The 24958-nt window shown below is 62.6% G+C and carries 34 protein-coding genes; 13 read left to right on the top strand and 21 right to left on the bottom strand.

All coding sequences use genetic code 11. The features are described 5' to 3' along the window. Positions 1-32: 32 nt before the first annotated feature. The 13 genes from ACN0SW_RS13545 to ACN0SW_RS13485 form a co-directional block, all read right to left on the bottom strand. Entirely contained in the window at positions 33-554 is a 522-nt protein-coding gene (locus ACN0SW_RS13545; protein WP_417728461.1) for a TlpA family protein disulfide reductase, read from the bottom strand. Beyond that, positions 551-1123: a DsbE family thiol:disulfide interchange protein gene (locus tag ACN0SW_RS13540; RefSeq protein ID WP_417728460.1), complete on the bottom strand. Its 573-nt coding sequence runs from the start codon at positions 1121-1123 to the stop codon at positions 551-553. Before ACN0SW_RS13540 ends, ACN0SW_RS13545 begins: the two co-directional genes overlap by 4 nt. Then, complete coding sequence (locus tag ACN0SW_RS13535) at positions 1120-1602, bottom strand: c-type cytochrome (protein ID WP_417728459.1); 483 nt, start codon at positions 1600-1602, stop codon at positions 1120-1122. The genes ACN0SW_RS13540 and ACN0SW_RS13535 overlap by 4 nt, the downstream gene beginning before the upstream one ends. After that, on the bottom strand, positions 1599-1763 hold the full coding sequence (locus ACN0SW_RS13530) for a hypothetical protein (protein WP_417728458.1): 165 nt from the start codon (positions 1761-1763) through the stop codon (positions 1599-1601). The genes ACN0SW_RS13535 and ACN0SW_RS13530 overlap by 4 nt, the downstream gene beginning before the upstream one ends. Continuing rightward, the gene (locus ACN0SW_RS13525) at positions 1760-1882 is read right to left on the bottom strand and encodes a hypothetical protein (RefSeq protein WP_417728457.1); all 123 of its coding nucleotides are present in this window, start codon (positions 1880-1882) and stop codon (positions 1760-1762) included. The genes ACN0SW_RS13530 and ACN0SW_RS13525 overlap by 4 nt, the downstream gene beginning before the upstream one ends. 13 nt (positions 1883-1895) lie before the next feature. Continuing rightward, the gene (locus tag ACN0SW_RS13520) at positions 1896-2315 is read right to left on the bottom strand and encodes a DUF411 domain-containing protein (RefSeq protein ID WP_417728456.1); all 420 of its coding nucleotides are present in this window, start codon (positions 2313-2315) and stop codon (positions 1896-1898) included. Between the two features lie 11 nt (positions 2316-2326). After that, positions 2327-3262: a WD40/YVTN/BNR-like repeat-containing protein gene (locus tag ACN0SW_RS13515; protein WP_417728455.1), complete on the bottom strand. Its 936-nt coding sequence runs from the start codon at positions 3260-3262 to the stop codon at positions 2327-2329. A 13-nt stretch (positions 3263-3275) separates the two neighbouring features. Then, positions 3276-4724, bottom strand: coding sequence for a multicopper oxidase family protein (locus ACN0SW_RS13510; protein ID WP_417728454.1), 1449 nt, complete (start codon positions 4722-4724; stop codon positions 3276-3278). A 135-nt stretch (positions 4725-4859) separates the two neighbouring features. After that, positions 4860-5234: a hypothetical protein gene (locus tag ACN0SW_RS13505; RefSeq protein ID WP_417728453.1), complete on the bottom strand. Its 375-nt coding sequence runs from the start codon at positions 5232-5234 to the stop codon at positions 4860-4862. Positions 5235-5292: 58 nt separating this feature from the next. Continuing rightward, on the bottom strand, positions 5293-6717 hold the full coding sequence (gene merA, locus ACN0SW_RS13500; protein WP_417728452.1) for a mercury(II) reductase: 1425 nt from the start codon (positions 6715-6717) through the stop codon (positions 5293-5295). Positions 6718-6721: 4 nt separating this feature from the next. Continuing rightward, positions 6722-6955 (bottom strand): mercury resistance system transport protein MerF, encoded by a 234-nt coding sequence (gene merF, locus ACN0SW_RS13495; RefSeq protein ID WP_417728451.1) that lies wholly within the window; start codon positions 6953-6955, stop codon positions 6722-6724. A gap of 4 nt (positions 6956-6959) precedes the next feature. Then, positions 6960-7265, bottom strand: coding sequence for a heavy-metal-associated domain-containing protein (locus ACN0SW_RS13490; RefSeq protein ID WP_417728450.1), 306 nt, complete (start codon positions 7263-7265; stop codon positions 6960-6962). A gap of 18 nt (positions 7266-7283) precedes the next feature. Next, a complete protein-coding gene (locus ACN0SW_RS13485; RefSeq protein WP_417728449.1) occupies positions 7284-7751 on the bottom strand; it encodes a mercuric transporter MerT family protein in 468 nt (155 codons plus the stop codon). On the opposite strand from ACN0SW_RS13485, the gene ACN0SW_RS13480 reads away from it, so the two are divergent. Continuing rightward, positions 7750-8166, top strand: coding sequence for a MerR family transcriptional regulator (locus ACN0SW_RS13480; protein WP_417728448.1), 417 nt, complete (start codon positions 7750-7752; stop codon positions 8164-8166). The genes ACN0SW_RS13485 and ACN0SW_RS13480 overlap by 2 nt on opposite strands. 107 nt (positions 8167-8273) lie before the next feature. Here the strand turns inward: ACN0SW_RS13480 and ACN0SW_RS13475 are convergent, their stop codons facing one another. The 6 genes from ACN0SW_RS13475 to ACN0SW_RS13450 all read right to left on the bottom strand — a co-directional run bounded on the left by ACN0SW_RS13475 (position 8274) and on the right by ACN0SW_RS13450 (position 11411). Next, positions 8274-8891: a uracil-DNA glycosylase family protein gene (locus ACN0SW_RS13475; protein ID WP_417728447.1), complete on the bottom strand. Its 618-nt coding sequence runs from the start codon at positions 8889-8891 to the stop codon at positions 8274-8276. Further along, a complete protein-coding gene (locus ACN0SW_RS13470; RefSeq protein ID WP_040181290.1) occupies positions 8872-9261 on the bottom strand; it encodes a VOC family protein in 390 nt (129 codons plus the stop codon). Before ACN0SW_RS13470 ends, ACN0SW_RS13475 begins: the two co-directional genes overlap by 20 nt. Next, positions 9258-9773: a GNAT family N-acetyltransferase gene (locus ACN0SW_RS13465; RefSeq protein ID WP_417728446.1), complete on the bottom strand. Its 516-nt coding sequence runs from the start codon at positions 9771-9773 to the stop codon at positions 9258-9260. The genes ACN0SW_RS13470 and ACN0SW_RS13465 overlap by 4 nt, the downstream gene beginning before the upstream one ends. Then, complete coding sequence (locus tag ACN0SW_RS13460) at positions 9770-10462, bottom strand: glutathione S-transferase family protein (protein ID WP_040181286.1); 693 nt, start codon at positions 10460-10462, stop codon at positions 9770-9772. Before ACN0SW_RS13460 ends, ACN0SW_RS13465 begins: the two co-directional genes overlap by 4 nt. Before the next feature lie 65 nt (positions 10463-10527). Then, entirely contained in the window at positions 10528-10896 is a 369-nt protein-coding gene (locus tag ACN0SW_RS13455; protein WP_052465692.1) for a cupredoxin domain-containing protein, read from the bottom strand. Further along, positions 10884-11411 (bottom strand): DUF4142 domain-containing protein, encoded by a 528-nt coding sequence (locus ACN0SW_RS13450; protein WP_417728445.1) that lies wholly within the window; start codon positions 11409-11411, stop codon positions 10884-10886. Before ACN0SW_RS13450 ends, ACN0SW_RS13455 begins: the two co-directional genes overlap by 13 nt. Positions 11412-11551: 140 nt before the next feature. Between ACN0SW_RS13450 and ACN0SW_RS13445 the strand changes: the two genes are divergently transcribed. The 12 genes from ACN0SW_RS13445 to ACN0SW_RS13390 all read left to right on the top strand — a co-directional run bounded on the left by ACN0SW_RS13445 (position 11552) and on the right by ACN0SW_RS13390 (position 23451). Then, positions 11552-12508 carry an AraC family transcriptional regulator gene (locus ACN0SW_RS13445; protein WP_417728539.1) on the top strand — a complete coding sequence of 319 codons (957 nt, stop codon included), beginning with the start codon at positions 11552-11554 and terminating at the stop codon, positions 12506-12508. 130 nt (positions 12509-12638) lie between these two features. Then, positions 12639-13007: a hypothetical protein gene (locus tag ACN0SW_RS13440; protein WP_417728538.1), complete on the top strand. Its 369-nt coding sequence runs from the start codon at positions 12639-12641 to the stop codon at positions 13005-13007. Between the two features lie 29 nt (positions 13008-13036). Next, positions 13037-13201: a hypothetical protein gene (locus tag ACN0SW_RS13435; protein ID WP_417728444.1), complete on the top strand. Its 165-nt coding sequence runs from the start codon at positions 13037-13039 to the stop codon at positions 13199-13201. Between the two features lie 324 nt (positions 13202-13525). Then, positions 13526-14353 (top strand): type IV toxin-antitoxin system AbiEi family antitoxin domain-containing protein, encoded by an 828-nt coding sequence (locus ACN0SW_RS13430; RefSeq protein ID WP_417728443.1) that lies wholly within the window; start codon positions 13526-13528, stop codon positions 14351-14353. Further along, complete coding sequence (locus ACN0SW_RS13425) at positions 14350-15213, top strand: nucleotidyl transferase AbiEii/AbiGii toxin family protein (RefSeq protein WP_417728442.1); 864 nt, start codon at positions 14350-14352, stop codon at positions 15211-15213. Before ACN0SW_RS13430 ends, ACN0SW_RS13425 begins: the two co-directional genes overlap by 4 nt. Positions 15214-15288: 75 nt before the next feature. Beyond that, entirely contained in the window at positions 15289-16092 is an 804-nt protein-coding gene (locus ACN0SW_RS13420; RefSeq protein ID WP_417728537.1) for a hypothetical protein, read from the top strand. Next, positions 16082-16630: a hypothetical protein gene (locus ACN0SW_RS13415; protein WP_226561624.1), complete on the top strand. Its 549-nt coding sequence runs from the start codon at positions 16082-16084 to the stop codon at positions 16628-16630. The genes ACN0SW_RS13420 and ACN0SW_RS13415 overlap by 11 nt, the downstream gene beginning before the upstream one ends. 163 nt (positions 16631-16793) lie before the next feature. Then, entirely contained in the window at positions 16794-20030 is a 3237-nt protein-coding gene (locus tag ACN0SW_RS13410; protein ID WP_417728441.1) for a UvrD-helicase domain-containing protein, read from the top strand. A 69-nt stretch (positions 20031-20099) separates the two neighbouring features. After that, entirely contained in the window at positions 20100-20954 is an 855-nt protein-coding gene (locus tag ACN0SW_RS13405; RefSeq protein ID WP_417728440.1) for a multiubiquitin domain-containing protein, read from the top strand. Continuing rightward, positions 20954-22345: a ThiF family adenylyltransferase gene (locus ACN0SW_RS13400; protein ID WP_417728536.1), complete on the top strand. Its 1392-nt coding sequence runs from the start codon at positions 20954-20956 to the stop codon at positions 22343-22345. Before ACN0SW_RS13405 ends, ACN0SW_RS13400 begins: the two co-directional genes overlap by 1 nt. 1 nt (position 22346) lies before the next feature. Next, complete coding sequence (locus tag ACN0SW_RS13395) at positions 22347-22739, top strand: DUF6527 family protein (RefSeq protein WP_417728439.1); 393 nt, start codon at positions 22347-22349, stop codon at positions 22737-22739. Positions 22740-22749: 10 nt separating this feature from the next. Continuing rightward, positions 22750-23451, top strand: coding sequence for a competence protein CoiA (locus ACN0SW_RS13390; RefSeq protein WP_417728438.1), 702 nt, complete (start codon positions 22750-22752; stop codon positions 23449-23451). 36 nt (positions 23452-23487) lie between these two features. Here the strand turns inward: ACN0SW_RS13390 and scpB are convergent, their stop codons facing one another. Beyond that, entirely contained in the window at positions 23488-24108 is a 621-nt protein-coding gene (gene scpB / locus ACN0SW_RS13385; RefSeq protein WP_417728437.1) for an SMC-Scp complex subunit ScpB, read from the bottom strand. Then, positions 24105-24824, bottom strand: a complete 720-nt coding sequence (locus tag ACN0SW_RS13380; protein WP_417728436.1) for a DUF1403 family protein — start codon at positions 24822-24824, stop codon at positions 24105-24107. Before ACN0SW_RS13380 ends, scpB begins: the two co-directional genes overlap by 4 nt. Positions 24825-24958 lie beyond the last annotated feature (134 nt).

The raw sequence follows: 24958 nt of genomic DNA, 5'->3' as shown, positions 1-24958 counted from the left end.
GGCGCCTTGGTCATAGGATGTGTCAGGCATGGTCATCTGTTCCTTTCAGCGATGATGGTCTGGAATTGTTCGATCGCCTCCGCGCTGTCCCATTCGGCGGGTCCCGTCAGGCGGCCGCGTTCGCGCCCCTGCCGGTCGATCAGCAAGGTCGTGGGCAGTCCGATGACGGCGAAGGCGAGCATCGCGCGGATGTCCTCGGCGAGGTACTGGCCCAGATGTCGGATGCCGATTTCGTCGTAGAAGCGCTGCACCGGCCCAAGCCCCGCACGGTCGATGGACAGGGGCAGGACGTGGAAATCGTCGCCACCAAGCTGCGCCTGCAGACGGTCGAGCGTCGGCATCTCCTCGCGGCACGGCGCGCACCAGGTCGCCCAGATGTTCAGCAGGACCACGCGGCCCCGGAAATCCGCCAGCGTCAGGTCGCGCCCGTCGGCATCCACGAAGGGCGGCGAGAGCATCTCGCGCGGGGTCTCGTGCAGCGGCATCAAGGGTCGAGCGGCAGCGGGCGTTGCAGCAAAGGCCAGCGCACCGGCCAACAGGTCGCGCCGCCTCATGATCCGTCCTCCGCCTGCAACCTGCGCACGACGGGCAGGATCTCTTCGTCCAGCGCGCGGCGATCGAAGGGCCCGACATGTTTGTAGGCGATCCGTCCATCGCCATCGATCACGAAGGTTTCCGGCAGGCCGTAGACGCCCCAGTCGATGGAAATACGCCCGTTCCGGTCGGCGCCGATACGGGCGTAGGGATCGCCGAGTACACGCAGAAAGGCCAGTGCGGCCTCGGGTGGATCCCTGTGGTTGATGCCATAGATCGGGACGGTTCCGGTTTCGGCCAGATCGACCAACAGGGGCATCTCCACACGGCAGGGCACGCACCAGGATGCCCAGACATTGACGATGGACACCCCGCCCGCGAGGTCGGAGGTGGCAAGGCCGTCATCACGGCCGTCTATCGGCGGCAGGTTGAAATCCGGCACCGGCCGGCCGATCAGCGTCGAGGGCAGCCGGTCGTCATTGTTAAATAGCCCCCAGTAGAAGGCGGCGCCGAGACCGGCAAAGACAATCACGGGCAACAACGCTAGAGGCGAGACCCGGCGCACGCCCCGCTCCGTACCGACTGTCATGATCCGTCCCCGTCGTTGACTGTCACTTCGGCCTGAAACCCGCGCTCGCGCTCGGGCCAGGTGCTCTTGATGTATGCAAGCACTGCGACTATTTCGGCATCGGACAGGATGCCCTCGAAGGCGGGCATATCGCTTTCATAGCCTGGCACGACGGCGCCGAGCCCAAGTTTCGTGATTGTGAAAAGGGGCCGGTCGGCATGGTGCCATGTGTGGCCGCTCGCATCGTTCGGCGGCGCGGGCATCCGGCCATTTTCATTCCGCCTGCGCCAATCCGGCTGCCCTTCCAGGTTCGCCCCGTGGCAGGAGGCGCAATTGGCCCCATAAAGGTCTCGCCCAAGGGCCACCTGTTCGGCCGTCACCGGCGTACCCAGAAAGGTCAACCCTTCAGGGATGTTCTGCCCTTCGGCCGCCATGACCCAGGCGGCCAAGCCCGCGACCAGAGCGAGGATGCCCCCGGACAACAGTCCAACGCGCCTCATGCCGGACTCCGCAAGTATTTGATCAGGGCCGCCGCCGCGAGGATCAGCACCGCAATCAGCAGCAAGAAGACGAGCCCGCCACCCAGCATCATGCCCGTCATGGGGCCACCCATCATCTCTCCCATAAAGCCCGTTCCCGGGCCGTCTACAGTTCCGTTCATGTCGAACTCCTTATGTGCTTCAGGATTGCCCGGACCACGAGGCAAAGTGCTGCCACGGCCAGAATGGGACCGAGCGTCATCGCGAGGATCGCAAGCGAGGTCCCCAATGTGTCAGCCATCAGGCCCGCGCCGTCATTCATCGGAAAAGACCGCCACGCCCTCCGGACCGAAGGCATAGGTGCGCAGGGTGCCCGTCTTGGCAGCAGCCATGCCAGGGGCATTGCCGGGCATGCCGGGCAACGTGATCCCCGTGATGGCAGGGCGTTCCTCAAGCAGGCGTTCGATGATCTCGGACGGGACAAGACCGCTGACAACATAGCCGTCGATCATGGCAAGGTGGCAGCCGATCCCGCGCTCGGGCACGCCCATCTCGACGGACCGGCGGTCGAAATTGCGATCGTCGATCACGGTGACCTCAAAGCCCTCGTTCCGAAGGTATTCGGCATAGGCGTCGCAGCAACCGCAGCCGGGATCGCGCCAGATGGTGACGGGCTCGGCGGCGAAGGCCGGGGTGGCAAGGGCGAGGAAAGTGGTCAGAGCAAGACGTTTCATGTTTGGTCCTTTCAGGTGGTGGAGAGCGCGGCCCAGGCGGTGCCGCGATCATGGCTAAGGAGCACGCCGTTCACGGTGGCGGCAGCGATCCTGTTCGGGTCCGTCGGGTGAATGGCAAGCACGGATGCGGCAATGTTCGAAACCCGCGACCAGGTCACCCCGCCATCGGTGGAGGCCCAAAGGCCTGAGGGCAGCGCGGCGACAAGTCGTTCCGGGGCAGCCATAGCCGAGGCGAGAGCCAGTACCGGATCGCCCTCGGGCAGCGGGGCCTCGGGCGCGGGCGGCGTGCCCGCGACCAGCGCATCCATTGCGTCGCCCGCCACCACGTCCTGCCAGCGGCAGAAGCAGTCGGGCACGCGGGTCAGGCCGCGCTCGGTGCCGGCGTAGATCCAGATGCCGCCCATGCCTGAGGCGAGATTGACAGAGGCGAGCGTAAGCACCTCGCGCTCGGCTTCGGCGATCCAGGGGCGGTCCATCACGAAGCTCCAGCTTTCGCCCGCGTCCTCGCTGCGCCACAGCCCGTCGCCCGCAACGGCGGCGTAGAGCGTGTCCGGGGCGCCCGCCGCGATGGCGAGCGCGGCGACCTGCGCCTGCGGCAGTCCTCCCGAGGCAGCGCGCCAAGTCCGGCCGCCATCGTCGGACCGGTCGAGCCCGCCGCCGTCCAAAGCCGCGAACAGCCGCCCGGTCCGCGCGGGGTGACAGGCGAGCGCGCGGATATGGGCGCGTGGCGTGGCCAAGGTTGCGGAGGCGCCGCCTGACAGGTCGTGCCGCCACAGCTGCGCGCCCGCAACGACGAGCGCATCGCCGTCGAAGGCCAGTGCGGGGGCCACAATGCCCTGGGCCCGTGCCCGCAGCGCTGGCAACAGCACGGCGGCGGCCACACCGCCAAGCATGGCAAGCACGTGGCGCCGTCCGAGCGGATTTGCAGCTGGATTGTTCATGTTCATTATCTCGTCCTCGTCATGCCACACGGAACACCCCCATCATGCCACCGGCTTGGTGCTCGAGGATGTGGCAGTGGAACATCCAGTCGCCGGGATTGTCGGCGACGAAGGCGATCTCGACCCGTTCGCGCGGGGCTATCAGCACCGTGTCTTGCCATTCGCGATGCGCCGTGGGCGTCCCGTTGCGGCTGAGCACGCGGAAGGAATGGCCGTGCAGGTGGATCGGGTGATGGAACGCGGTGGCGTTGGTCATGGCGATGACGTGAGAAGCATCGCGCTCCAGCGTCAGCATCGGGTCGAGGATATGCCCTTCGGCCGCCACGCCATTGACGAACCAGATGCTGCCGTCGTGCATCCGGCCCATCATGCCGCCGCCCATCATGCTTTCCCGGCTTTCAATTCCCATCTGCCGCTCGACCATCCCGCCCATCATGCCGCCGGTGAAGGTCACCTCGTGGCGGCGGGCGCGGGCGATGTCGGGCTCGGGCAGCGGGTTCGGGGCCAGCGCCATGTCCCAGTCGGGCGGCGAGTCGCGCAGTGGCGTCTCGGCGTAAGCCAGATCGACCACGCCGAAATTCTGGTCCGAGAAGAACCGGTCGGTGATCGTCACCGTTTCGCCTGGCGTTCCGGCCATGTCGAGCATCAGATCGACCCGCATCGCCGGGCCGATCACCACCCATCCACGCGGGTCTAGTGGCGCATGCGGCGTGACCGGCTGGCCGTCGAGCGCGATCACCTGCGGCGCGAGATCGCCGAAATCCAGCGCGAAGATGCGGGCATTGGCGGCGTTGATCAGGCGCAGCCGGATCCGCTCGCCTGTCCGCACCGGCACGGCGTCGGGGATGCGACCGTTGATCGTCACCGTATTGCCGAGCCGCCCGGCATGGCTCATGTCGTGGAACCCGCCGAAATCGGCCGCGATGGCGGCGTCCTGCGTCAGTCGCCAGTCGTCGAGCACCCAGACCAGTTCGCGGTCTGCGCGCGGCGGGGTCTCTTCCTCGACGATCAGCGCGCCGTAGAGCCCGCGGCCCACCTGCTCGAAGCTGCGCTGGTGCGGATGATACCAGAACGTCCCGGCATCGAGGGCATCGAACTCGTAGGTAAAGGTCTCGCCCGGCGCGATCGGGGCCTGGGTCAGATGCGGTACGCCGTCCATGGCATTGGGCACCCGCAGCCCGTGCCAGTGCACGGTTGTGTCCTCGTCCAGCGCGTTCTCGACCGCGATGCGCAGCCGGTCGCCCTGCCGCACCCGGATCTCGGGGCCCGGAACAGCGCCGCCATAGCACCAGATGTCAGTCTCGCCCCAGGGTTCGGGAACAAGCCGCGCCCGTCCCGGCGCGGCGCGCAGGGAGAAGGGTTTCGGAGTGTCCGCCCAGGCGGGACGCAGGGAAGCTGCTGCACCGGCCGCGGCGCCACCGGCCAGAAAGCCACGACGCGACAGCGCCGGTGTGGATATCGATTTCATGTGTCTGTCTCATCTGAATCTTGCCGAAAGGCGCGCCATTGGCGCGAGAACTGCGCGTCTCGATGCGCCAGTCAGCGCATCGGTCGCGGGCAGACCGTGAGCAGCGCGCCCTTTTGGCGCCTGCCAACCGTCTGATCAGATGAGGGTTCGAGGTGGGAAAGGGTCTGGAGGCGCTTGTAGCCCACGCGGGAGCGTCATGCCGAGAGGCCATTCCCGCATCGGAATGGCGATTGTAAATTGCGCAGCAGCCGTCCCTTTTACCATGGCAAAAACCGGTGCCGTGCAAATCAGGTCGCAACTTGCAGTCGTGTCGCTGTCGCCGCCCTCAGGGCAGCCCTGGCACTCGGGCATCGACATCGCGCCGCCGTCCGCCATTGCCATATCCAACGCCATCGCGTTCGCGCTCACCGCATGCACGATTGTGCTCGCGGCAAACACCACAAGAAACATTACGGCAATGAGTGAGGCGAATTTACGCATTCTCAATGAATTACTGCCGGGTTCATCCAATGTCCATTCACGAAATAGTGCCGAAGTCCACGGTCGCAATCGACACCGGAAATCGGCTTCATCCCGCACAACACGACAGCTTCGCGACATCCTTGTCGAAAGTCTGTGCGGCGAGTTTCAGTCCCTCGACCGTGGTCAGATAGGGAAAGATCGTCTCGCCGAGCGCCTTCGTCGTCATGCCGACCTTCAGTGCCATCACGAGCGTCTGGACACTGTCGGCTCCCTCCGGCGCCATGATCACGCCGCCTAGGAGACGGTCGGTCGCCCGGTCCGCGACGAGCTTGATCAGGCCGCGCGTGTCGCGGGCGGCGAGCGCGCGGGGTACGTTGTCGAGGGTCAGCACACTGGTCTTGACGTCATGACCCGCCGCGCGCGCTTGGCGTTCGGTCAAACCGACGCCGGCGACCTGCGGATCGGTGAACACCACCCAGGGCATTGCGGCGTTGTCATAGCGCTCCGCCCCGCCCAGAACGGCGTTGCGGGACGCGAGCTTGGCGCCATAGGCGGCCATGTAGACGAACTGGTCGCGGTCGGTCATATCGCCCGCCGCGAAGATGCCGGCCTTCGTAGTCTGCATGTCATCGCCAACCCGGATCGCACCGCGCGCGTCGGTCTCGACGCCCATCTCCGCGAGGCCCAGCCCCTCGGTGTTGGGCGCGCGTCCCGTCGTCAGGACGAGGCCGTCGGCCGTCAGGTCGCGCTCCGCGCCATTCACCGTCACGGTCAGCACAGCACGGTCTCCGTCGCGCCGCGCGGCGTGATAGGTTGCGCCGTCAAGAACCGTGACGCTCTCGGCGCGCAAGACCTCGGTGAGCGCTTCGGACACCTCCGGCTCGAAGCGCGGCAACAGGCGCGAGCGGCAGACGATGGCAACCCGCGTGCCCATCCGCGCCATCATCTGCGCCAGCTCCACGCCGATATAGCCGCCGCCGAGAAAGATCAGGCTCTCGGGCAACCGGTCCCGCTCCAGCAGCGACGTGCTGTCGAGCGTTGGGACGTCCCGGATCCCAGGGATGTCGGGCACGGCGGGTCGGCCACCGGTCGCGACGATCACCTTGGGAGCCGTGATCCTGCGCCCGCCGACCTCGACCCCGCCGAGGACGAGACGCGCCGGACCCTCGTCGAGATAGGTCACACCGCCGTAGCCCGGCAGCAGATCGGCGTACTTCTTCTGGCGCAGTGTCGCGACAAGATCGTCCTTGGCCGCAATCAGCGCCGACCAGTCGGCGACCTGCGCCTCGCCGTTCAGGCCCGGGAACCGATGTGCTGTCTGCGCACCGTGCAGGGCTTCCGCGGCCCGGATCATCGTCTTGGAGGGCACGCAGCCCACGTTCACGCAGGTCCCGCCGATGGTGCCATGGCCGATCAGCGCGACGCGCTGGCCTCCCTCGGCGGCGGTGATCGCGGCCGAGAACCCGGCCGATCCGGCGCCGATCACGGCAAGGTCGAAATCGCCCCTTGGCGCGCAGCAATCATCTTTCATCAAGTCATCCATCCGTTCGAGTGGTCTGGCGCCGCTGCCGTCTCCTGACCGCGTACACGGTCAGCGCCACGAAAAATGCGAGAGCGGGGAGCAGAACGTAGTCGAGCCAACCCAGCCAGGCCGACAGGCCCACGGCGCCGAAAAGCACGACGAGCACCGGCGTGAAGCAGCAGAGCGCCGCGATGACGGTGCCGACGATCCCTGTCGCGATCAACTTGCGGTCGGTCTCCTCGGTCATCCCGTTAGCTCGCAACGCGAGCCGGATAGCCTGCATTGGCCGACGCGGTCGCGATGGTGTCGGCGCTGGTCGCGGTGGTGTCGAAGATGACCGTTGCGGTGCGCGCCTCGAAGTCGATCTCGACGGCACGCACGCCCGCGACGCCCTCCATCGCACGCTTCACGGTGACCGGACACAGCGCGCAGGTCATGTTGTCCACCGCGAAGGTGACGGTCTGCTCGGCGGCGACGGTCTGCGCGGCAACAGGGATTGCCGTGATCGGCGCAACGGCAGTCAGGCCGAACAAGGCGAGTGCAAGGATCTTCTTCATGTGGATGTCCTTTCGGCGTCAGTAGAGAAGCGGGGCCCACCAGTCGATGGTGAGTGCTGCGACAACGAGGGTCAGGGAGGCCCAGAGCGCGGTCTTGGTGATCCGCGCCGAGGCTGGCCTTGCGCAGTAGGAGCCGGGTTCGCAGACGGTCGGCTTGCGGAAATACACCTGCCGGAAGCCGGCCCCGATGAAGCCGAGCGCGATCACGGCAAAGATCGGCTTGTAGGGCTCCAGCGCTGTGAGGTTGCCGATCCAGGCCCCCGAAATGCCGAGGGTCAGCAGCACCAAAGGCCCGACACAGCAGGCCGAGGCGAGGAAGGCACCCAGCACACCGCCCGCCGCGAGCCAGCCCTTTCGGGCGGGGCGATCCGCGCCCGTGCTGTCCGTTCTGTCGTCTGTCAGCGCCATGTCGCGCACCTCTCGTCTGTGGTTGAGGAGTGGTGTAGGGTCTGTAGTAACTACAGGCTCAAGAGGAAACTTGCCCATGACCGATCACAAGCGCGAGAGCGGAATCACACGCGGAGAACTGGCCCAGGCGACCGGCTGCAACATCGAGACAATCCGTTATTACGAGAAGACCGGCCTGCTGCCCGACCCGCCCCGTACCGACGCTGGCTACAGGATCTATTCCGCCGCGCACGCCACGCGCCTGCGCTTCATCCTGCGCGCCCGCGAACTCGGGTTCTCGATGGAGGACATTCGCGGGCTGATGGGGCTCGAAGACGGCGCAGCGCCGACCTGCGCCGAGGTCAAGGAGCGGACGGAGCGCCACCTTGCGGACGTGCGGGCGAAGATCGCAGACCTCAGGCGGATAGAGAAAGTGCTCTCAGTGACGGCGGCTCAATGCTCTGGAGAGGATTTCCCGGAATGCCCGGTTCTGGAAACGCTCGAAGGCTCGTGACTGCGCCGGGATCTGCCACGTGGGACTCAGCCACCGTCGACACACGCCCGCGCCTGGTCGCGCACGGCCCGTTTGACCCTTGCGTTACAACCGGACGCACGCGCCTGTCATGTCGGTGGATCACCGATGAGTTCTACGACGCGCGTCTGGAGCACGGGCAGCACGTCTACTTCGAACCAGGCATTGCGCCGGAACCAACCTGCGTTGCGCGGGCTTGGGTGGGGCAGCAGGATCACCTCGGGCCAGCGCGCACGCCAGTCCCGCATCGCATTCCCAAGCGACAGCTTCATGGTTTCAGGCAGGTGCCATGCTTGCGCATAGCGTCCGATCACCACGGTGAGGCGCACATTAGTAAGAGCGTCGAGCAATGGCTGCCGCCAGCGGAGCGCGCATTCGGGGCGCGGAGGCAGGTCGCCCGATCGTCCGTTTCCGGGATAGCAAAACCCCATAGGCAGGATGGCAACCTTCGCAGGATCCCGAAAGGTGGCCGCGTCGAGGCCGAGCCAATGTCTCAGCCGCACCCCTGAAGCGTCATCGAATGGGCGCCTGGCCAGATGCGTCCGCCGCCCCGGTGCCTGGCCCGCGATCAGAATGCGCGCGCTGTCGCCGATCTGGACGAGTGGACGCGGCCCGAGGGGCAGGTCCGCGCATGCCGTGCAGGCGGCGACTTGCGTGCGCAGCCGCTCGATCTCGGCTGGGCCGCGATCAGGCGCCGAATCCGCCATGGACCAGTTCGATCTTGTTGCCCCAGGGGTCGCGCAGATAGGCGGCGAAGACGCCGGGCATCGGATAGGCGGCACGCACACCCGGAGCTCCCTCGTCGATTGCCCCGGCGTCGAGGCCCGCGGCATGGGCCCTTGCGACCGCCTCGCGATCCGGCGCTGCGAAGGCGACGTGAGCGCCGTTGCCCGCCGAGGCAGGTCCGCCATCGAAGGGGCGCAGCAGCAGAAAGGCGACGCGGTCGCGGCCGAAGGCGGCGAAGCCCTCTCCCTCGGCCAGACAGCGGATGCCGAGTTCATCCAGAACACGGCTGTAGAAGGCGCGCGCCGCAGGCACGTGGGGAACGCCGAGGCTGAGATGGTCGATGGTCGTCACAGGTTGTCTCCTTTGGGCATGTCGTCCGTCGAAGGGGTGTCGAGGCGGAATTTCAGGAATGTCGCGCCGGAGTGGTAATGCCGACCGGCAGACTGTGCTCCCATCCGGTGCAGCGCACCGAGGTTGCGGCGCGAGGGCGGCAGGAGGAAGGTGACGAAGGGAATGCGCGGATCGGCCCGCGCGAAGTCGAGCGCCGCCCGCGTGATCCGCTGGCCAAGCCCGAAATCCCGCGGCCGCAGCACGAGGCCGAAGTCCCATTCCGCGCCTTCCTTCTGGAACCCGCCCCAGCCGACATAGCGGCCATCGGCCAGAAAGGCCCAGTGGCCGAGACCGTCGCGCGCCCAGGCCGCCTCCTTGGCCGCCACGAAGGCCCGCGCCTCGGCCTCGCCCCAGGCGCCCGTCAGCAGCGGCATGTGTTCGCGCAGGCGCGGGTCGGACATGTGCGCCAGCAGTTCGGCCAGCGGCACCTCGGTCAGCCGCGCGAAGCGGAGGGCGGGGACGACGCCGGTCACGCTGTTTGCCGCAGCGCGATGCGGGGGTGCTCCATCAACCGGGACAGCGCGCTGTCTTTCCGGCGCAGGAAGTCGGCAAGCCTGTCGTCATGGTCGGGCGCGACTGCGGTCCGCACCGACGGCCGCTCGGCAAGTTCGCGACGCCAGGCCTGCATCCAGGTCAGACCATCTAAGACGCCGAAATCGCCGATCCGGTCGAAGGTGTCGAAGTAGCGGAATACAGGCGCGAAGACCGCATCGACCAGGCTGAAATGGTCGTCGGCGAACCAGGGGCCGGGGCCAAGCTGGCCCTCCATCACCCGGAACCGCGCGTGGAGCGCCGCAGCCTTCCGCTCGAGCGTCCCGGACTCGGGGGCGGTGTAGAAACCGGCGATGTCGTTCAGGCATTCCGAGCCGAAGCCGATCCAGGCGCGGTGCCGCGCGCGTTCGACTGGGTCGGCGGGGTGGAGCGGGTTGGGCTGCGTCTCCTCAAGGAATTCCAGGATCGCGGCGGATTCGAACAGCGCCGCCTGGCCGACCTTCAGGATCGGCGTCCGCCCGAGCGGCGACAGCGCGAGGAACCAGCCGGGCTTGTTCGCCAGATCGACGGTGATGCGATCATGCGGCACGCCCTTTTCGTCCAGCGCGATGGCGATGCGCTGGACGTAGGGGCAAAGTGCATGGCTGACGAGGGTGATGGCAGGTGACATGGTAAGCTCTCCTGGGAATGGTGCGGGCCGGCCGAAGGGGATTGGAACAGGGCAGCCCGCGCGCGTCATGCGCCGGACCGGGTCCGGACGGTGACGGTTCCTTTCATGTGGGGATGATGGGCGCAGAAGTAGGGATAGTCGCCGGGCGCGTCGAAGGTGATGCGTGCGCGGCCGTCGCGCTCGAGCGTGCCGGTGTCCCAGGCGCCGTCCTCGGCCGTGGCGGTGTGCGGGGCAAAGTCGGTGTTGGTCCAGGTGATGCTGTCCCCGACCAGCAGTTCGACCTGCGCGGGATCAAAGGCGAAGCGGGCAATGCCCACCTCGACCTCGTGCGTGCCGTCATGGGCCCGCGCAAGCCCCGGCAGCCCGGCCAGGGACAGGGCCGCGCCCAGCCCCCGGCCGAACCCGCGCCGGGTCAGGGGCGTCAGCCCGCGCACGTCAGCCCCGCGACCATGTTCTCCGCGTGCTGCTCATGCGCGCGGAAGGTCACCAGCGCATCCTCGAGCAGCGCCTTCAGCGGTTCCACCGTGACGGCGGGGATGAAGCTTTCGGCGACGGTCTGGTTGACGATCTGGTGATAGCCCAGTTCGTTCGTCGCATAGGCACAGTCGAAGGCGTTGCCGTTCAGCGCCATCAATTCGGCGCGCTTGGCCGCCGCGCCCTCGACAAGCGCCTGCGAAAGCGCGTTGTCCTGCGGCGTCACCTTCAGTTCGACGATCAGCGCGCCGGCCGCCTCGTTCACCGCCGTATGGTCGCGGATCATCGTCTGGGCGAAGTCGCGCACCGCGTCGTTCTCGGAAACCGCCAGCGCGAGATGCGCATACCGGATGTCGATGCCGCCGGCGGTATAGGCGGTGTGGGCGATCTCGAGGTCGTTCATCGGCTCATCCGCCAGAGCGGCGAAGCCAGTCGTGGCGAGGGCGAATCCAATGGCAAGGGTCAAGGTCTTCATGGGAGTGTCTCCGGGTTGGTGGTTTGAATGTCACCGATTTGCCCGAGATCATCCGGCGTTTGAATGCCGGAAAGTCCGGAATTCATGCGAGATCGTCCTATGAGCTGGACGTGCCTGAAATTGCTGATAAACTCTTGGCCATGTTGGACCTGCTCAGTGACATCCTCACCCGCCTTTCGCTTCGTGGTACGCTTTACTTCCGCACGAGCTTCACGGAGCCTTGGGGCGTCCGCGTGCCCGCCTTCCGCGACGTGGCACGTTTCCACTTTGCCCATCGGGGCGAGGCGCTGGTGCGTGTCGCGGGGGTGCCGGTCCCCGTGCACCTGGCGCAGGGCGACCTGATCGTGATTCCGCACGGGACAGCCCATGTCCTGTGCTGCCGTCACACCGGGCCCGACGAGGCCCTGCCGCTGGACGACGTGCTGTCCCGGTCCGGATTTCCGGGACACGGAACACTCGTTTGGGGCGGCGACGAGAGCCCGCGCGATACCCAGTTGATCTGCGGGCACTTCGCGCTGGCCGAAGGGTCCCGGCACCTGCTGTTCGACCGCCTGCCCCCGTTCATCCACCTGCGCGGCTACGGAGATGAGGCGGGCCCCTGGCTCGAAGCCACGCTCAAGGTCATCGGGGCCGAGGCCGGCGGCGCGCGTCTTGGCGGTGATCTGATCGCGCTGAAGATGTCCGAGGCGATCTTCGCCCAGGCGATCCGCGCCCATATCGAGGCGGAGCACGAGACCGACTGTGGCGTGGCCGGTTTTGCCGACCCCCATCTTGCAAGGGCACTGACCGCCTTTCACCGCGCGCCGACAGCCGACTGGACGGTCGCGAGCCTCGCCCGCGAGGCGGGGCTGTCGCGGACGGGCTTTGCCGAGCGGTTCTCGGATCGACTGGGCGTGACACCGATGGCCTATGTGACCTCCTGGCGGATGCAGATCGCGCGCGAGGCGCTCGCAGCGCGGGGGCTCTCGGTCGCCGAAGCGGCCGAAGTCTCGGGCTATGCCTCGGAATCCGCGTTCAGCCGGGTCTTCAAGAAAGAGATCGGCATAACGCCCGCCGCCTTCCGGCAGTCTGGCTTCGCGCCTCACGAGGCAGCTTAGAACTTCGTCCGGGTTCTCGGACGATCTGCAATGCATTTCGGACAATCTGAAATTCATCGTCCGCACTGTTACCCTTAGGTTGGAGAATGCGACGGCGGAGTTCGTCGTTTGATTTCCAACCGAAAGGACCCTGCACATGCGCTTTGTCACCAAGACGATCCATGCCTGGCTCGACTATCCCGTCGCGCTGGCCCTCATCACCCTGCCGTTCCTGCTCGGGCTCGGCACCTCCAACCCGCTCGCCCTCACGATCTCGCCGGTCGTGGGCGTCGCAGCGTTGCTGCTGACCGTGTTCACCGACCACCACCTCGGCGTGATCCGCGTGCTGCCCTACAAGCTGCACCTCGCCGTCGATCTGGCGGTCGGCGTCCTGTTCCTGATCCTGCCCTTCGCGCTCGGCTTTTCCGGGCTCGATGCCGCCTACTACTGGCTGAACGGCGCCGCCGTGGTCGCGGTCATCGGACTCTCGAAACCCGAAACCGCGATGGTCGCGGCCTGATCCCTCTGCATATCGAAAGGACCTATCCAATGGCTCGTATCACCCAGATTGCCGACGCCGCCGCCACCCCCGAGGCCGCCGCACTCTTCACCGCCATCAAGGGCAAGATCGGCATGGTTCCGAACCTCTACCGCGTCGCCGCGAACCAGCCCGCGGTGCTGACCGGGCTTCTCGGCCTTGGGGAACCTAGGTGAATGTCGGCTGTAACAAGTAGACGCATTATCCTTCGCCATTAGAATTCATGAATGCAAACGGTTACAAATTCTGCGATCTTTCGCCACCCAGTTCCAGTGATAATCACCCCTCAAAGCAGTGATTCTCCGGACGACGCAGGGAGCTGACTGTCTTGCCCATCTTCTTCTAGGTGTCGGTCCAGGCAGCTCCCTGAAGGTCACTTGGCTTTAGTTGTTGATGCAACCATGCTAGAGATTCCGCTTTAGGCGCGGATATTTGAGCACGTATTGCTTGGGGCCGGCAAATCATGTAAGACTTTCCGTACAAAGCGCGGACATACAAACATGGTTCATGATCAGCGATCTGCCCTATCTAGCTACATCACCGAACTGCTGTCGGCTGGCCGATCCGTGTTCACGGCTGACGAAGCAGAGAGTGCCCTCAACGTGAGCCACGGCGCATTCCTGGACGCTGCAGAACGGCTACAACGTCGTAAGACCTTGTTGAGCCCTCGGCAGGGTTTCTACGTTGCCGTCCCTCCGCAGTATGCAACGTGGGGAGCACCACCACCATCCTGGTACATCGACGCTCTCATGGGACACGAGGGACAAAACTACTATGTCGGCCTCCTCAAGGCTGCAGAGCTTCACGGCGCGACCCACCAGGCCGTTATGGAATTCCAGGTCGTGACGTCAAAGCGGTTTCCGAAAATTCGAGCCGGTCGTAATCTGATTGTCTTCTACTATCGCAAAGACATTTCGGAAGTCGCCGAAGGCGTAGAAAAGCGCAAAACGGACACTGGCACTATGCGGCTTTCGTCACCGGCTCTGACCGCTCTCGACCTCCTCCGCTACCCCCAAGCATCTGCCGGCATCGACAATGTTGCCACGGTGCTCTCGGATCTCGGTCCGAAAATTAACGAAGCGCAACTGGCTCACCTATCCCGAACCGTAGAGCGGCCAGTGGTGCAGCGGCTAGGATACTTGCTGGACTGGCTTGGTCATGGCGCCAAGGCAGAAGCAATGCATCATGTACTGTTGGCTCGCAGCCATAGCAACTGGACTGAGCTTGACCGTGCAGAAGCACGAGATCCAGACTTCGCGGTCGATCCAATCGATCGCAATCCTCGTTGGCGTGTCATCATTCGCCGCAATCCGGAGGTCGATGAATGATCCCGTCGCAGAACATAGTCGCGTGGGGAGCAATTGCGCCATGGGCCGAGCAACGTCAGATCGAACAGGATCTGATCATCAGTCGTGCGCTTGTCGACATCTTCTCCGATGATATGCTTCGAAAGGAGTTGCGCTTTCGCGGGGGAACAGCTCTCAACAAGCTGCACTTCCCGAAGCCGCTTCGCTATTCCGAGGACATCGATCTAGTCCGTACAACCAACGGCCCCATCGGGCCCATCCTCGATCAGCTTCGCGTCGTTCTAGAACCGTGGCTAGGACAGGCCAAATTTGACCAGAGCCCCGTTGCGCCAAAGTTCCTCTTCAGAGTTGAGGCGGAGGATGGGAGTGGGGTACTCATACGCCTCAAACTTGAAATCAACACACGCGAGATTGACGCCTTTGATGGTGCGCGAGAGTTGCCGTTCGAGATTGAAAATCCATGGTTCGCAGGGCGCACTACGATCCCGACCTTCACCAGGGAAGAAATGTTGGCGACCAAGTTTCGGGCCCTGCTACAACGCGACAAGGGGCGAGATCTCTACGATCTGGCCCATGGCCTCGTGGTTTTCGAGGGGATCGACTTGAACAGGCTGGTCGAGATGTTTCTGAACTACCTTGCATTATCGGAGCAGAAGATCTCGCGTGCACAAGCGCAGCAACGCATGTTTGCCAAGATGGCGAACCCTCGGCTTCTGTTAGACATGCGCCCCCTGCTTCCCGCGGCAGAAGCCGAGAGTCTGACAGAGAAATCAACCTTTGGTGCGATCCAACGCATATTCGCCGATTTGGTGGACCAGTTGCCAGGTGACCCTTGGGCGCGCACCGAAGAGATGAAAGAGCGGTTCGAGATTGACTGGTAGTTACGATGGTGGAAACTCACCACAACAAAAGAGAAAAAAGGCAACAATCTGAATTGAGGCGAGTATTTGAACAAAATGAACATCGAGCCACTACGAAAGCGCAAAGGTAGCGGCGAGCTATACACGCGACGCCCCCCGACAATCGACTTCATCGAGGAAAGTCTTCGCTGGCCCTTCGATGACCTGTTAGCGAGGGCTGCCATACGGGATCGAAGGCACGACGACTATGTACCGTCGGAAGTGCTCGTCTATCACCTGCGTCAGACAAAGTCAGACAACACCGATGGTCGATTTGTTGCCATCTACAATGTCCTGCGAGATCGCGTTGAAGCAGCCTGTCCACGGGCGAACCGCAACGTCGGCGACAAAATCTACGAAGATGCACGTATTGCTCAAATCCGAGATGCGACGATCGACCATGTGACCGAGCTGATGTTCAAAGACCGGCAGGACTATGATGAGCAACTCGATATCTACGAGGTCGTCTTCGACAAGGCGGTTCGTTTGGCTCGCATCACCAAACTCCGCAAGGTGAACCTCAAGGAGAACGCCAACGAAGAGGTAGAGGATGCCGTCACCGGCGAGGTGCGGGCCACCGTGGAAGAGGCGCTGGAGCGCTATAAGAAGGCCGGGCTCACAACCGATGAAGATCTCGATTACCGGATTCACCTGCGTCGCGCGATTGATGCTTTACCGGAGATCGAACGAGAGGTGATTGATTTGATGCTTGCAGATATTCCGATCGAAACAACGAAAGATGGCGAACCGTCAATGACGGATCTTCTGGGCTGCGTTGAGAAGACGGTCCGAAATCGCCGAGATCGCGCCTATGCGAAAATCAGGCAAGCGCTGGAGTTGGAGTTCGACCATGACGAATAGAGACGACGTCCTCAGCGACTTCACCGTGGAAGACGAAATTTCGCCCGCAGTGTTAAAGACATATCTTCAGCGCTACCCCGAGTACGCTCACGACCTCTTGGCGCTTTTCAACGAGTTATCAATGAGCGAGTTGGAGGTGGCCAAGGCGAGCCTACCTTTCGAGACCAAGGCGATGAACGCTGAGACCTTACGGGTCCAGCATGTCCAGCAATCGCTGTTTGGCGGCGGTGTGAGGGAACTTGCGCGGGACCTCGGTCTTCCCCGAACCTTCTTCACAGGCCTGAACGCAAGAGTTGTACATCTAGCATCGATGCCCACTGGGCTATTGAAGGCTCTGGCGACAAGGCTCGATGTGCATATTCAAGATGTGATCAGCGGCATTCAGCAGGGAGACGGACATGCTGTTGCTATGAAATCCGATGGCAAGCCTGGCGATGAGACGCCAATCGAATTTTCGGACTATGTCGATCTGGCCGACCTCACCGAGGAGGAGCAGCGTGCACTGCAGTCGTTGCTTGCAGAAAATGGATCGGATTGAAACCATAAGAGCACGCGCGGCTGTTCTTCACGCGCAATGCAGGAGTAGAGGCAGCGACCCCACTGATCCTTACGATTTCGCGTTATGCGAAGCGAAAAGTCGCGGCCTAGAGGTCAGAAAACGCCCTGCAGGTCATCCGCAACTCAAAGGTGGCCGGGCCCTTTTGCACAAGACCACCGGAACGATTCTTCATGAAGACACAGGAAATGCATTCCTCGATGCATTCCTGGTTGCCCACGAGGTCGGACATGACGAGTTCGGGGGCGAAATGGAAATACCGCCAACAATGGCAGTCGATCCTGCCCGCTCCGCTGATCCTTCATCGGTTGGCGCTGACCGCGTGGTCGACTATAGCAACCGCGCGCGCCAGGAAGTTCAGATGGACCTCTTTGCGCGTGAGTTTCTGTTTCCTCGCACATTGGCGTGGACCTGGCATATCGATGAGGGCTTGAGCGCAAGTGCCATCAGCGAGCGGCTTGGCGCTCCCTACCCAATGGTGGCTGTTCAACTATTCGATGCGCTCTTGCTTCCACCGAGCGAAGAGGGTGACGACACTGTGTCAACGCCAAAGCCTTTGAATGACGAGCAAAGACGTGCGGCGGAACATAGCGGAAAGGCTTTGCTTCTGAAGGCCGGGCCGGGAACCGGCAAGACGCAAACGCTCGTCGGTCGGCTGTCGGTTCTGAAGAATCGGGGCGTTGACCCGGAAGGCATCCTGCTTCTGACCTTCTCAAACAAGGCGGCCGGCGAAATGACGGATCGCGCCATGGTGGCCTGGCCCGAAGCTGCTGGCTCCGCTTGGATCGGAACGTTTCACTCCTTTGGACTTGATATACTGCGCCGGTTCCATGATCGCACAGGTTTGCCATCTGACCCACGGTTGATCGACGCCACCGAAGCCATTGCACTTTTGGAAGACGAGTTTCCGCGGTTGAGACTGACACATTTCAACGACCTTTATGATCCGACCGACAATTTGCGGTCCATTCTCTCGGCCATCTCACGCGCAAAAGACGAAGTCGTCGATCATCACCATTATCGTGCGCTCTCACAGAAGATGGCCGACATAGCGCTAACCGAAGAAGATCGGACTGCGGCAGAGAAATGTCTCGAAATCGCTTCGGTTTACGACCTATATGAGCAACTGAAGGCTGATCTAGGTGCGGTCGATTTCGGTGATCTCGTCGCTCGCCCAACGGCGCTGGTCGAGTCGGACGAGGCTGTCCGCGCGCAGCTGCGGGACCGATATGAGCATATTCTCGTAGACGAGTATCAGGACGTAAACCGCGCGAGCGTACGACTTTTGCGTGCGCTGAAGCCTGACGGCGAAAACCTATGGGTCGTGGGTGATGCGAAGCAATCCATCTATCGTTTCCGTGGTGCATCCTCGTACAATATCGGTCGGTTCGAGACTGATGATTTTCCAGGTGGGACATCGCTGCAACTCGGTACGAACTACCGCTCATGCCAGGAAATCTGCGATACGTTCAGCGAGTTTGCGAAAACGCGCATGGAAGCGCCGGACTTCGAGGCAAATGCATTTAAGGGCACAAACGGCGTGGCGCCGTCGTTCGTTTCAGTCGAGTCGAGGGATCATGAAATCGACGAGGTCGCCGCACGCATAACCGCTTCCCTTTCCAACTCGATCTCTTTTCGAGATCAGGCAGTCATCTGTAAGGGAAATGCACGGTTGGCAGAAATTGCTTCGGGCCTGGAGGCACGTGGAATACCGATTCTGTTCCTCGGCCCTTTGTTCGATCGGCCAGAAATCAAGGAAGCATTGTCACTGCTGTCGCTCGTGATTGATCCGCGAGCGATGGGATTGACCTGCATCGCCTCAATGGCACCGTTTCGGATGCCAATCGAGGATGTCGCCCAAGCCGTTGAGACGATCCGTGGCGCTGACAAGCCTCTCCCACTCGATTGGCGGACTGTTCTCGAAGCGACTCCGGGATTGTCGGAAGAGGGCCGACTTTCGCTCAAAGCGCTAACAGACGCCTTCGAAGGGATCGAACCAACGTCCACGGCCTGGCGGGTGGTCACGAAGATCTACCTCGACCGAACCCGCCTGGCAGCCGATATCGCGACCGAGGCTCGGAAAGGCAACGCCAACCCCGCGCTTGCGCTCTGGCAGTTCCAGAATTTTCTGCGGTCGGCTCTGCCAGAAAAATCGGGCTACCCGATACGGGACCTTCTGGAGCACATCCGGCGGCTTGTGATCCTCTCGGACGAGCGCGATCTGCGCGATCTTCCAAGTGCCGCTCAGAGCTTGGATGCCGTCCGCCTGATGACGATCCACGGGAGTAAGGGCCTCGAGTTCAAGGTGCTTCACCTTCCGTCTTTGACGAGCAGTTCAATCCCCCGAACAGCCAATCAGAGCCGTGGCCTCGCACCGCCTGATGGGATGATCGAGGGTGCGCCATTTATCGGCAGCGAAGCTATCAAGGCGGGGCATGACGAGGAACAGCGTTGCCTGTTCTTTGTGGCGTTGTCCCGAGCTGAAGAGCAGCTGACGCTCTACGCACCAAACAAGCAGTCCAATGGTCGGCGGCAGAGCAGATCCAGCTTCATCGACGACATTTCTGGCAAGCTCTGTGAAACATCGCCGATGTCCGCTCCAGCTGACGTTTTGGCCGCCGACGAATACTTCAAGTTGGAAGTCGACGGGATTGCCCGAGTGTCGCCCTCTCAACTTGCCACCTACGACAAGTGCCCCCGTCGCTTCTTCTTCGCACATGTGTTGCAGGTCGGTGGTCGTCGCATGGAGTCCGCCCCCATGCGCATGCACAATGCCGTTCAGGCCGTTGTCGATGAGCTAACGAGACGCCTCAGTGATGTGACGGACCAGCGAGAGTTGCAGGCGATCATGGACACCGCGTGGACTGCCCATGGACCGATTGAACACGGCTACGCCTCGGAGTATCGTCAAATCTCCGGCGAATTGCTGCAGTTTTTCCTCCGGCTGAGGCAGGGCGAGACCCGGCGCGTGCCGCAATCCCTTTCACTCCGGTTCGGCGATGCGGAAGTCGTGGTGACAGCTCACGAGGAGATCGACACGGGAAACACCACGGTGTTCCGACGCATTCGCACGGGGCGCAAGACAAGCACCGCGGTGACCGCGCTTGATGCGGCTGCGTTTCAAATAGCCGCCGATGGCCGCGGCGAAGCCGAGTTCGTCTATTTGACCGGTGGATCGCAAGATCGGTTGTCGATGAAGAGTACGCAACTCGGGAACAAGAAGGCAAAAATCGCAGACGCTGCGATTGCCATCATCGAGGGCCGCTTTCCGCCAAACCGCAGCGACAGATGTGCCCGGTGCCCCTACTTTTTCATTTGTAACCCGCCGCCGTCAGGCACCCTGAGAAAAAAGATCGGATCCGGCTTACCGGATTCTTCCTGACGCCGCGATTGTCCTTGTGAAGGCGCGGACATGGTGTCCGTGACCTATACCAACACAAGGAAATCAAACATGAAACCGCAAGGAAACCTTCCTCGCTTTTCGGTTCTCATCGCCGATGAGAGCCTCAACTTCAACAAATATGACTTCGACGATCCCAAGGTCTTGGGGCGCCAGCTTATCGAGGCCACCGGCGGGCATCCCGTCTACGAGCATGTTGCCATCGCGATCCTGCCCAACGGCGATTTTGAAGACATCCGGCTCGACGAAAGCTTTGATCTGCGTGGTCGTGGTGTGGAGAAGGTGCTGGTCGCCCGTTCTGACCGGAGCTTCAAGTTCAAGATCGACGACGCCGATCTCGAGTGGCCTCGGGCCTGCGTCAGCGGCTTCGTGCTGCGCAAACTGGCCAAGTTGCCGCCGAACTACAACCTTTGGCAGGAAATCCCGGGACAGCACGACAAGAAGATCGCCGATACGGATGTGATCAACCTGGCGGACGCCGGGGTTGAGCGGTTCGTGTCTTTGATCGATCAAACGACGGAGGGGGATGCCCTTCCGTCGAAAGACCAGATCTATCTTTCTGGTCACGGCTACGAGTTCGAAGTGGTGACGGAAGGTGGCAACACAGGGATCATCCTGAAGAACCTGCCGCTGCAGGACGGCAAATTCAATCACACGGCGGCAGATGTTCTGATTCTGCTTCCCAGGGGATATCCGGACTGCCCGCCTGACATGTTCTACGTCGCGCCGAAGCTGACTTTGGCAGGTACCGGGCAAGTGCCAAAGGCCTGTACCGTTGAGCACCACTTCGGTGGTCGCGTATGGCAGCGGTGGTCTCGGCACAACAATGCATGGCGCCCAGGCGTTGACGGGCTTCAGACCATGGTCGCCCGCGTGCAGAATGCATTGGCGGAGGCCCGGGCGTGATGGAGGCAGCAGATCTCATCCTGCTGGACCCGCACGAGGCGCAGATTCGGTCCCTGCTGACGGCAGGGGCCGGGTCGGAGCGCTCCGCCTACATGCTCTTTGGCATTGCCGATATCGAAGTCGATCCATGGACACATCAACCGCGGCGCCGGCTGGTTTCGCACCATTTCCTTGCGATCGGCAGTGACGAGCTTGTGTCAGCGTCAACGCGGCACGTCACATGGCAGACCGATGGCTTCATGCACCTCCTGAACAAGGCTAAGGAGATGAGTCTCCTTCCTGCGCTGGTTCATACCCATCCCAAAGGCCAGGCTAAGTTCTCTGAGCAGGACGACCGCAACGAAGCCGAGCTGGCCCGCACCGCTCTTCTGAAAGGGACGCCAGGGTTGATCAGCGTCGTTATCGCCGGCAATGGCGATATCGCTGCACGGATTTGGACGCAGTCGGACAAAGCAGATGACATCGGTCGGATCCTCCATGTCGGACCGCGCATGCGTATCTCAGGCCTGAAGGGAACGTCGGCCGATTTTCTGGATCGTCAGGTCCGGCTCTTCGGGAAGGAAGCCTCGCGTCAAATTGCTGGGTTCCGATGTGGGATTGCTGGTGGCGGCGCCACCGGAAGTGCTGTTTTGCCCCTGCTCTTGCGGCTTGGAGTGCAGGAGGCCGTCCAATTCGACAAGGACAATGTGGACGAGACAAATCTCAACCGCCTTCATGGCGCGCGGCGCTCCGATGTCGATGCCGAATTGCTGAAGACCGCTATTCACAAGCGAACCGTAAAGGAATCCGGGCTCGGTATGACACTGGTGAGTGTGGATGCCTGGGCCGGAGACCCGCAATCCTGGGATGCGCTGAAAGCGTGCGATGTGATCTTTTGTTGCACAGATGACCACGCCGGACGGTTGTTTCTCAATCGCTTCGCGCGGTTCTACGGCATCCCCGTTATCGATGTGGGGCTTGCCATGCAGCGGCGCACCGACACAGCATATGATCTCTTCGCCCGTGTTTCGACACTTGTGCCTGGGCATCCATGCCTACTTTGCGGCGGCTACGTCGATCCGCGGCGGGCACGTGAAGAAGCTATTAGGCGCGATGACCCTGACGCTTATGCGCGACTGAAAGAAGAAGCCTATGTTTTGGGCGAAGGCGATCCATCTCCGGCAGTGGTCACCTTTACGACCGAAGCGGCGGCGATGGCGGTCAATGAGTGGCTGGCCGGCGTAACCGGGCTCGCTGGAGCGGCCGGTATGGTGCCCACGCGCATGCGGCGCTTTCATGCCAGAGACGAACGTAGGCCCCTTGTTGAAGTCCGATCTGGCTGCCCATGTTGCGACGTGGCACAGACGCTTGGTCGGGGCGATGTGCAACCTTTTCTGGACATGGTGACCTGACATGAAACAAGCCATGTCACGTCTTCTTCGGAGAATGGGTTTATTGCCATTTGACTTCCTGACGACCCGGGCACCGTCCTTGCAAGACCGAACGGCGCTTCTACCGGAAACGCTTGCCGTCGTGGAAAGTGGGAACGTAAAGAAATGGGCATGCCTCAGATGTCCCGGCGGCTGCGGAGAAGTCATCACACTATCATTGAACCCCAATCAGCGGCCTCGTTGGGGTATCTCTGAAGATTTTTGGTCGCGGCCAACGGTGCATCCCTCTGTCCATCAAACGAATGAGTGCGGATGCCATTTCTGGATCAAAAAAGGACAGGTGAATTGGTGTCGCGGCGGTCGCCCGAAAAGACCAGCCAAGGATCCAGTTCGCGATAAGCGGACACCGACTTGAGGATAGTGCCATGCGGTTCGCAGTAAATGAATATCAGCGTGTCGAAGCGACACCGGGCGCAAAGGGCCGATGCCCCGGTTGTGGCGCAGAAGTGATCGCCAGGTGTGGAACCCGGAAGGTCTGGCACTGGGCCCATAAGGGCCGCCGTCACTGTGATCATTGGTGGGAGAACGAGACGCAGTGGCACCGGGATTGGAAGAACCACTTCCCGATAGACTGGCAGGAAGTGGCTGCGAAGGACGATGAGGGAGAACTGCACATTGCGGACGTCAAAACACCCAAGGGTTTGGTCGTCGAATTCCAACACTCATACCTAAGGCCAGAGGAAGCAAAGAAGCGGACCGAATTTCATCAACCGATGTTCTGGGTCGTCGATGGAACGCGGCGCCAGACCGATCGGAAGCAGTTTCAGTCGGCCATCAAAGATGGTGTAAAGCATCCAACCAAGGACGGGGTCGTGCACCAACTCTGGATCTTCGATTCGCGATTGCTGAAAGAATGGGTTCATGTCGGCGTCATTGTCGCCTTCGACTTCGGAGAGGATGTTGTCTGGCTTCTCAGGCGTATCAAAGGTGATTGGATCTATGGCTTTGAATACCCGAAGGCAAAGCTAGTCCAACACATTTCGGAAAACTCCGCGATTCCCGATGTGTTATTCGGCGAGCCCACCCGGCAAAAAGTGCGCTTTCGCCGCCGCCGTGCGAGGTTTTGATTTGCGCTTCTTAACAGTCTCTCTCGGAACGGAGCACTAGGTCTCGGCACTCGCGTTCGCGTCAAAGTCGAGCTCCAGCTCCGGCAAGTCCCGCAGACTCTGCAGATCGAATGTCACCAGGAACGTCTCGGTAGTCACGAAGGTATGCGGGGCCCCGGGTCGCGGCGATCGTGGCCCATTGGCGATCAGGTCCTTGTAGCGCAACCGGGCCAGCAGATCGCGACTGACCTCTTTGCCGAAGATGTCGGCCAGGCCCGCCCGGTCGATGGGCTGGTGATAGGCGACGGCGCAGAGCACCCCAATTTCCATCTCGGTGAAGGCGACCGGTTGCTCTCCGAGATCGGCGGCCGCCTTGATCGCGTCGGCAAACTGCGTCCGCGTGCGGAACATCCAGCCGCCAGCCACTAGGGCCAGTTCGTAGGGGCGTCCAACTAGTTCGGCCTGGATGTCGTCGATCAGCATCTCGACCGAAGCCCCCTGCCCCACCACGCGCGCCAGGTCCTCACGGCTGACCGGGGAGGCGCTGGCGAACAGCACCGCTTCGATCCGCCCCATCCATTCGCGCCAGCGCAGCTCCTGCGGCAGGTCGTCGAGCTCCCGGTCAAAGACGGCGCCACCCTCCTCCGCCGGTTTCCGCTTCCGGGTCGCGACCGTCATGATGCGATCCCGTAGAGTCGGAAGGTCGGCCGCCCGGTCAGTTCTCGCGCGACACCCAGCTCGACCAGCCGATCGCAGAACCGCCGCGCGGCGCGATCGGTCATGGAGATCGAGGTCCCGCGAATACGCTGCGACAGCATCGACGCCGGGGCTACCGCATCTTCGGTCAGGAACAGCTCGACCGCCGCGTCCGACCCTTTGGCCCGCAGCTTCGGCGCAACGGCGCGAAGGGCCTCGGCGCGTCGGGCCAGATCACGCGCCACCCGGATCGACTCTTCGATAGCCTCGAGGATCCGCACCTCGACTGCGAGATCGGCCCCCTGCCCTTCTACGGTCAGGTCGCGCAGAACCGCCTTTGTCAAACGCTGCGCAGTCACGGACAGCACCTGCTTCCAGTTCAGCGCCCACGCTAGGACGACGTCCGAGAGCAGGCAGGCGGTGCGCTCTGCCCGGTCGTCGACTTTGAGCACGGCGCGCAGGGCGGCGACGCAACCCGACAACGGACTATGGGTCCGTGCGCGCTCCAATCCCACGTCGAGCCAAGCGCCCACCTCGCCCGCGAACTCCGCACCAACGAAGTCGGCGATCTCGCCCGTCCGGCCTGCACGGAGCCGGACGCCTTCGCGCCAGAACGCCAACAGATCACCATCCGGACCCCGTGCTTCGCCTGGCGGCGTCAGATGGAATGCGTCGCGGATGTCCGCCTCTCGCGCCAACTGTCACTGTACCCTAATTAATCAGATTCTGCGGATTGGAAGCGTTTTCGGCAGATTCTGTACCCTTAATTGCAATATATCCACAGGGCGCTGCGTCAGTGGCTGACACAGCTTTGGCGCTTCCAGATTGCATC

Source organism: Roseovarius sp. (assembly GCF_048262375.1).
In the GTDB taxonomy this organism is placed as follows: Bacteria; Pseudomonadota; Alphaproteobacteria; order Rhodobacterales; family Rhodobacteraceae; genus Roseovarius.
Note: the sequence above shows the minus strand (reverse complement) of the source record. Positions and strands in the feature narration are given on the sequence as shown.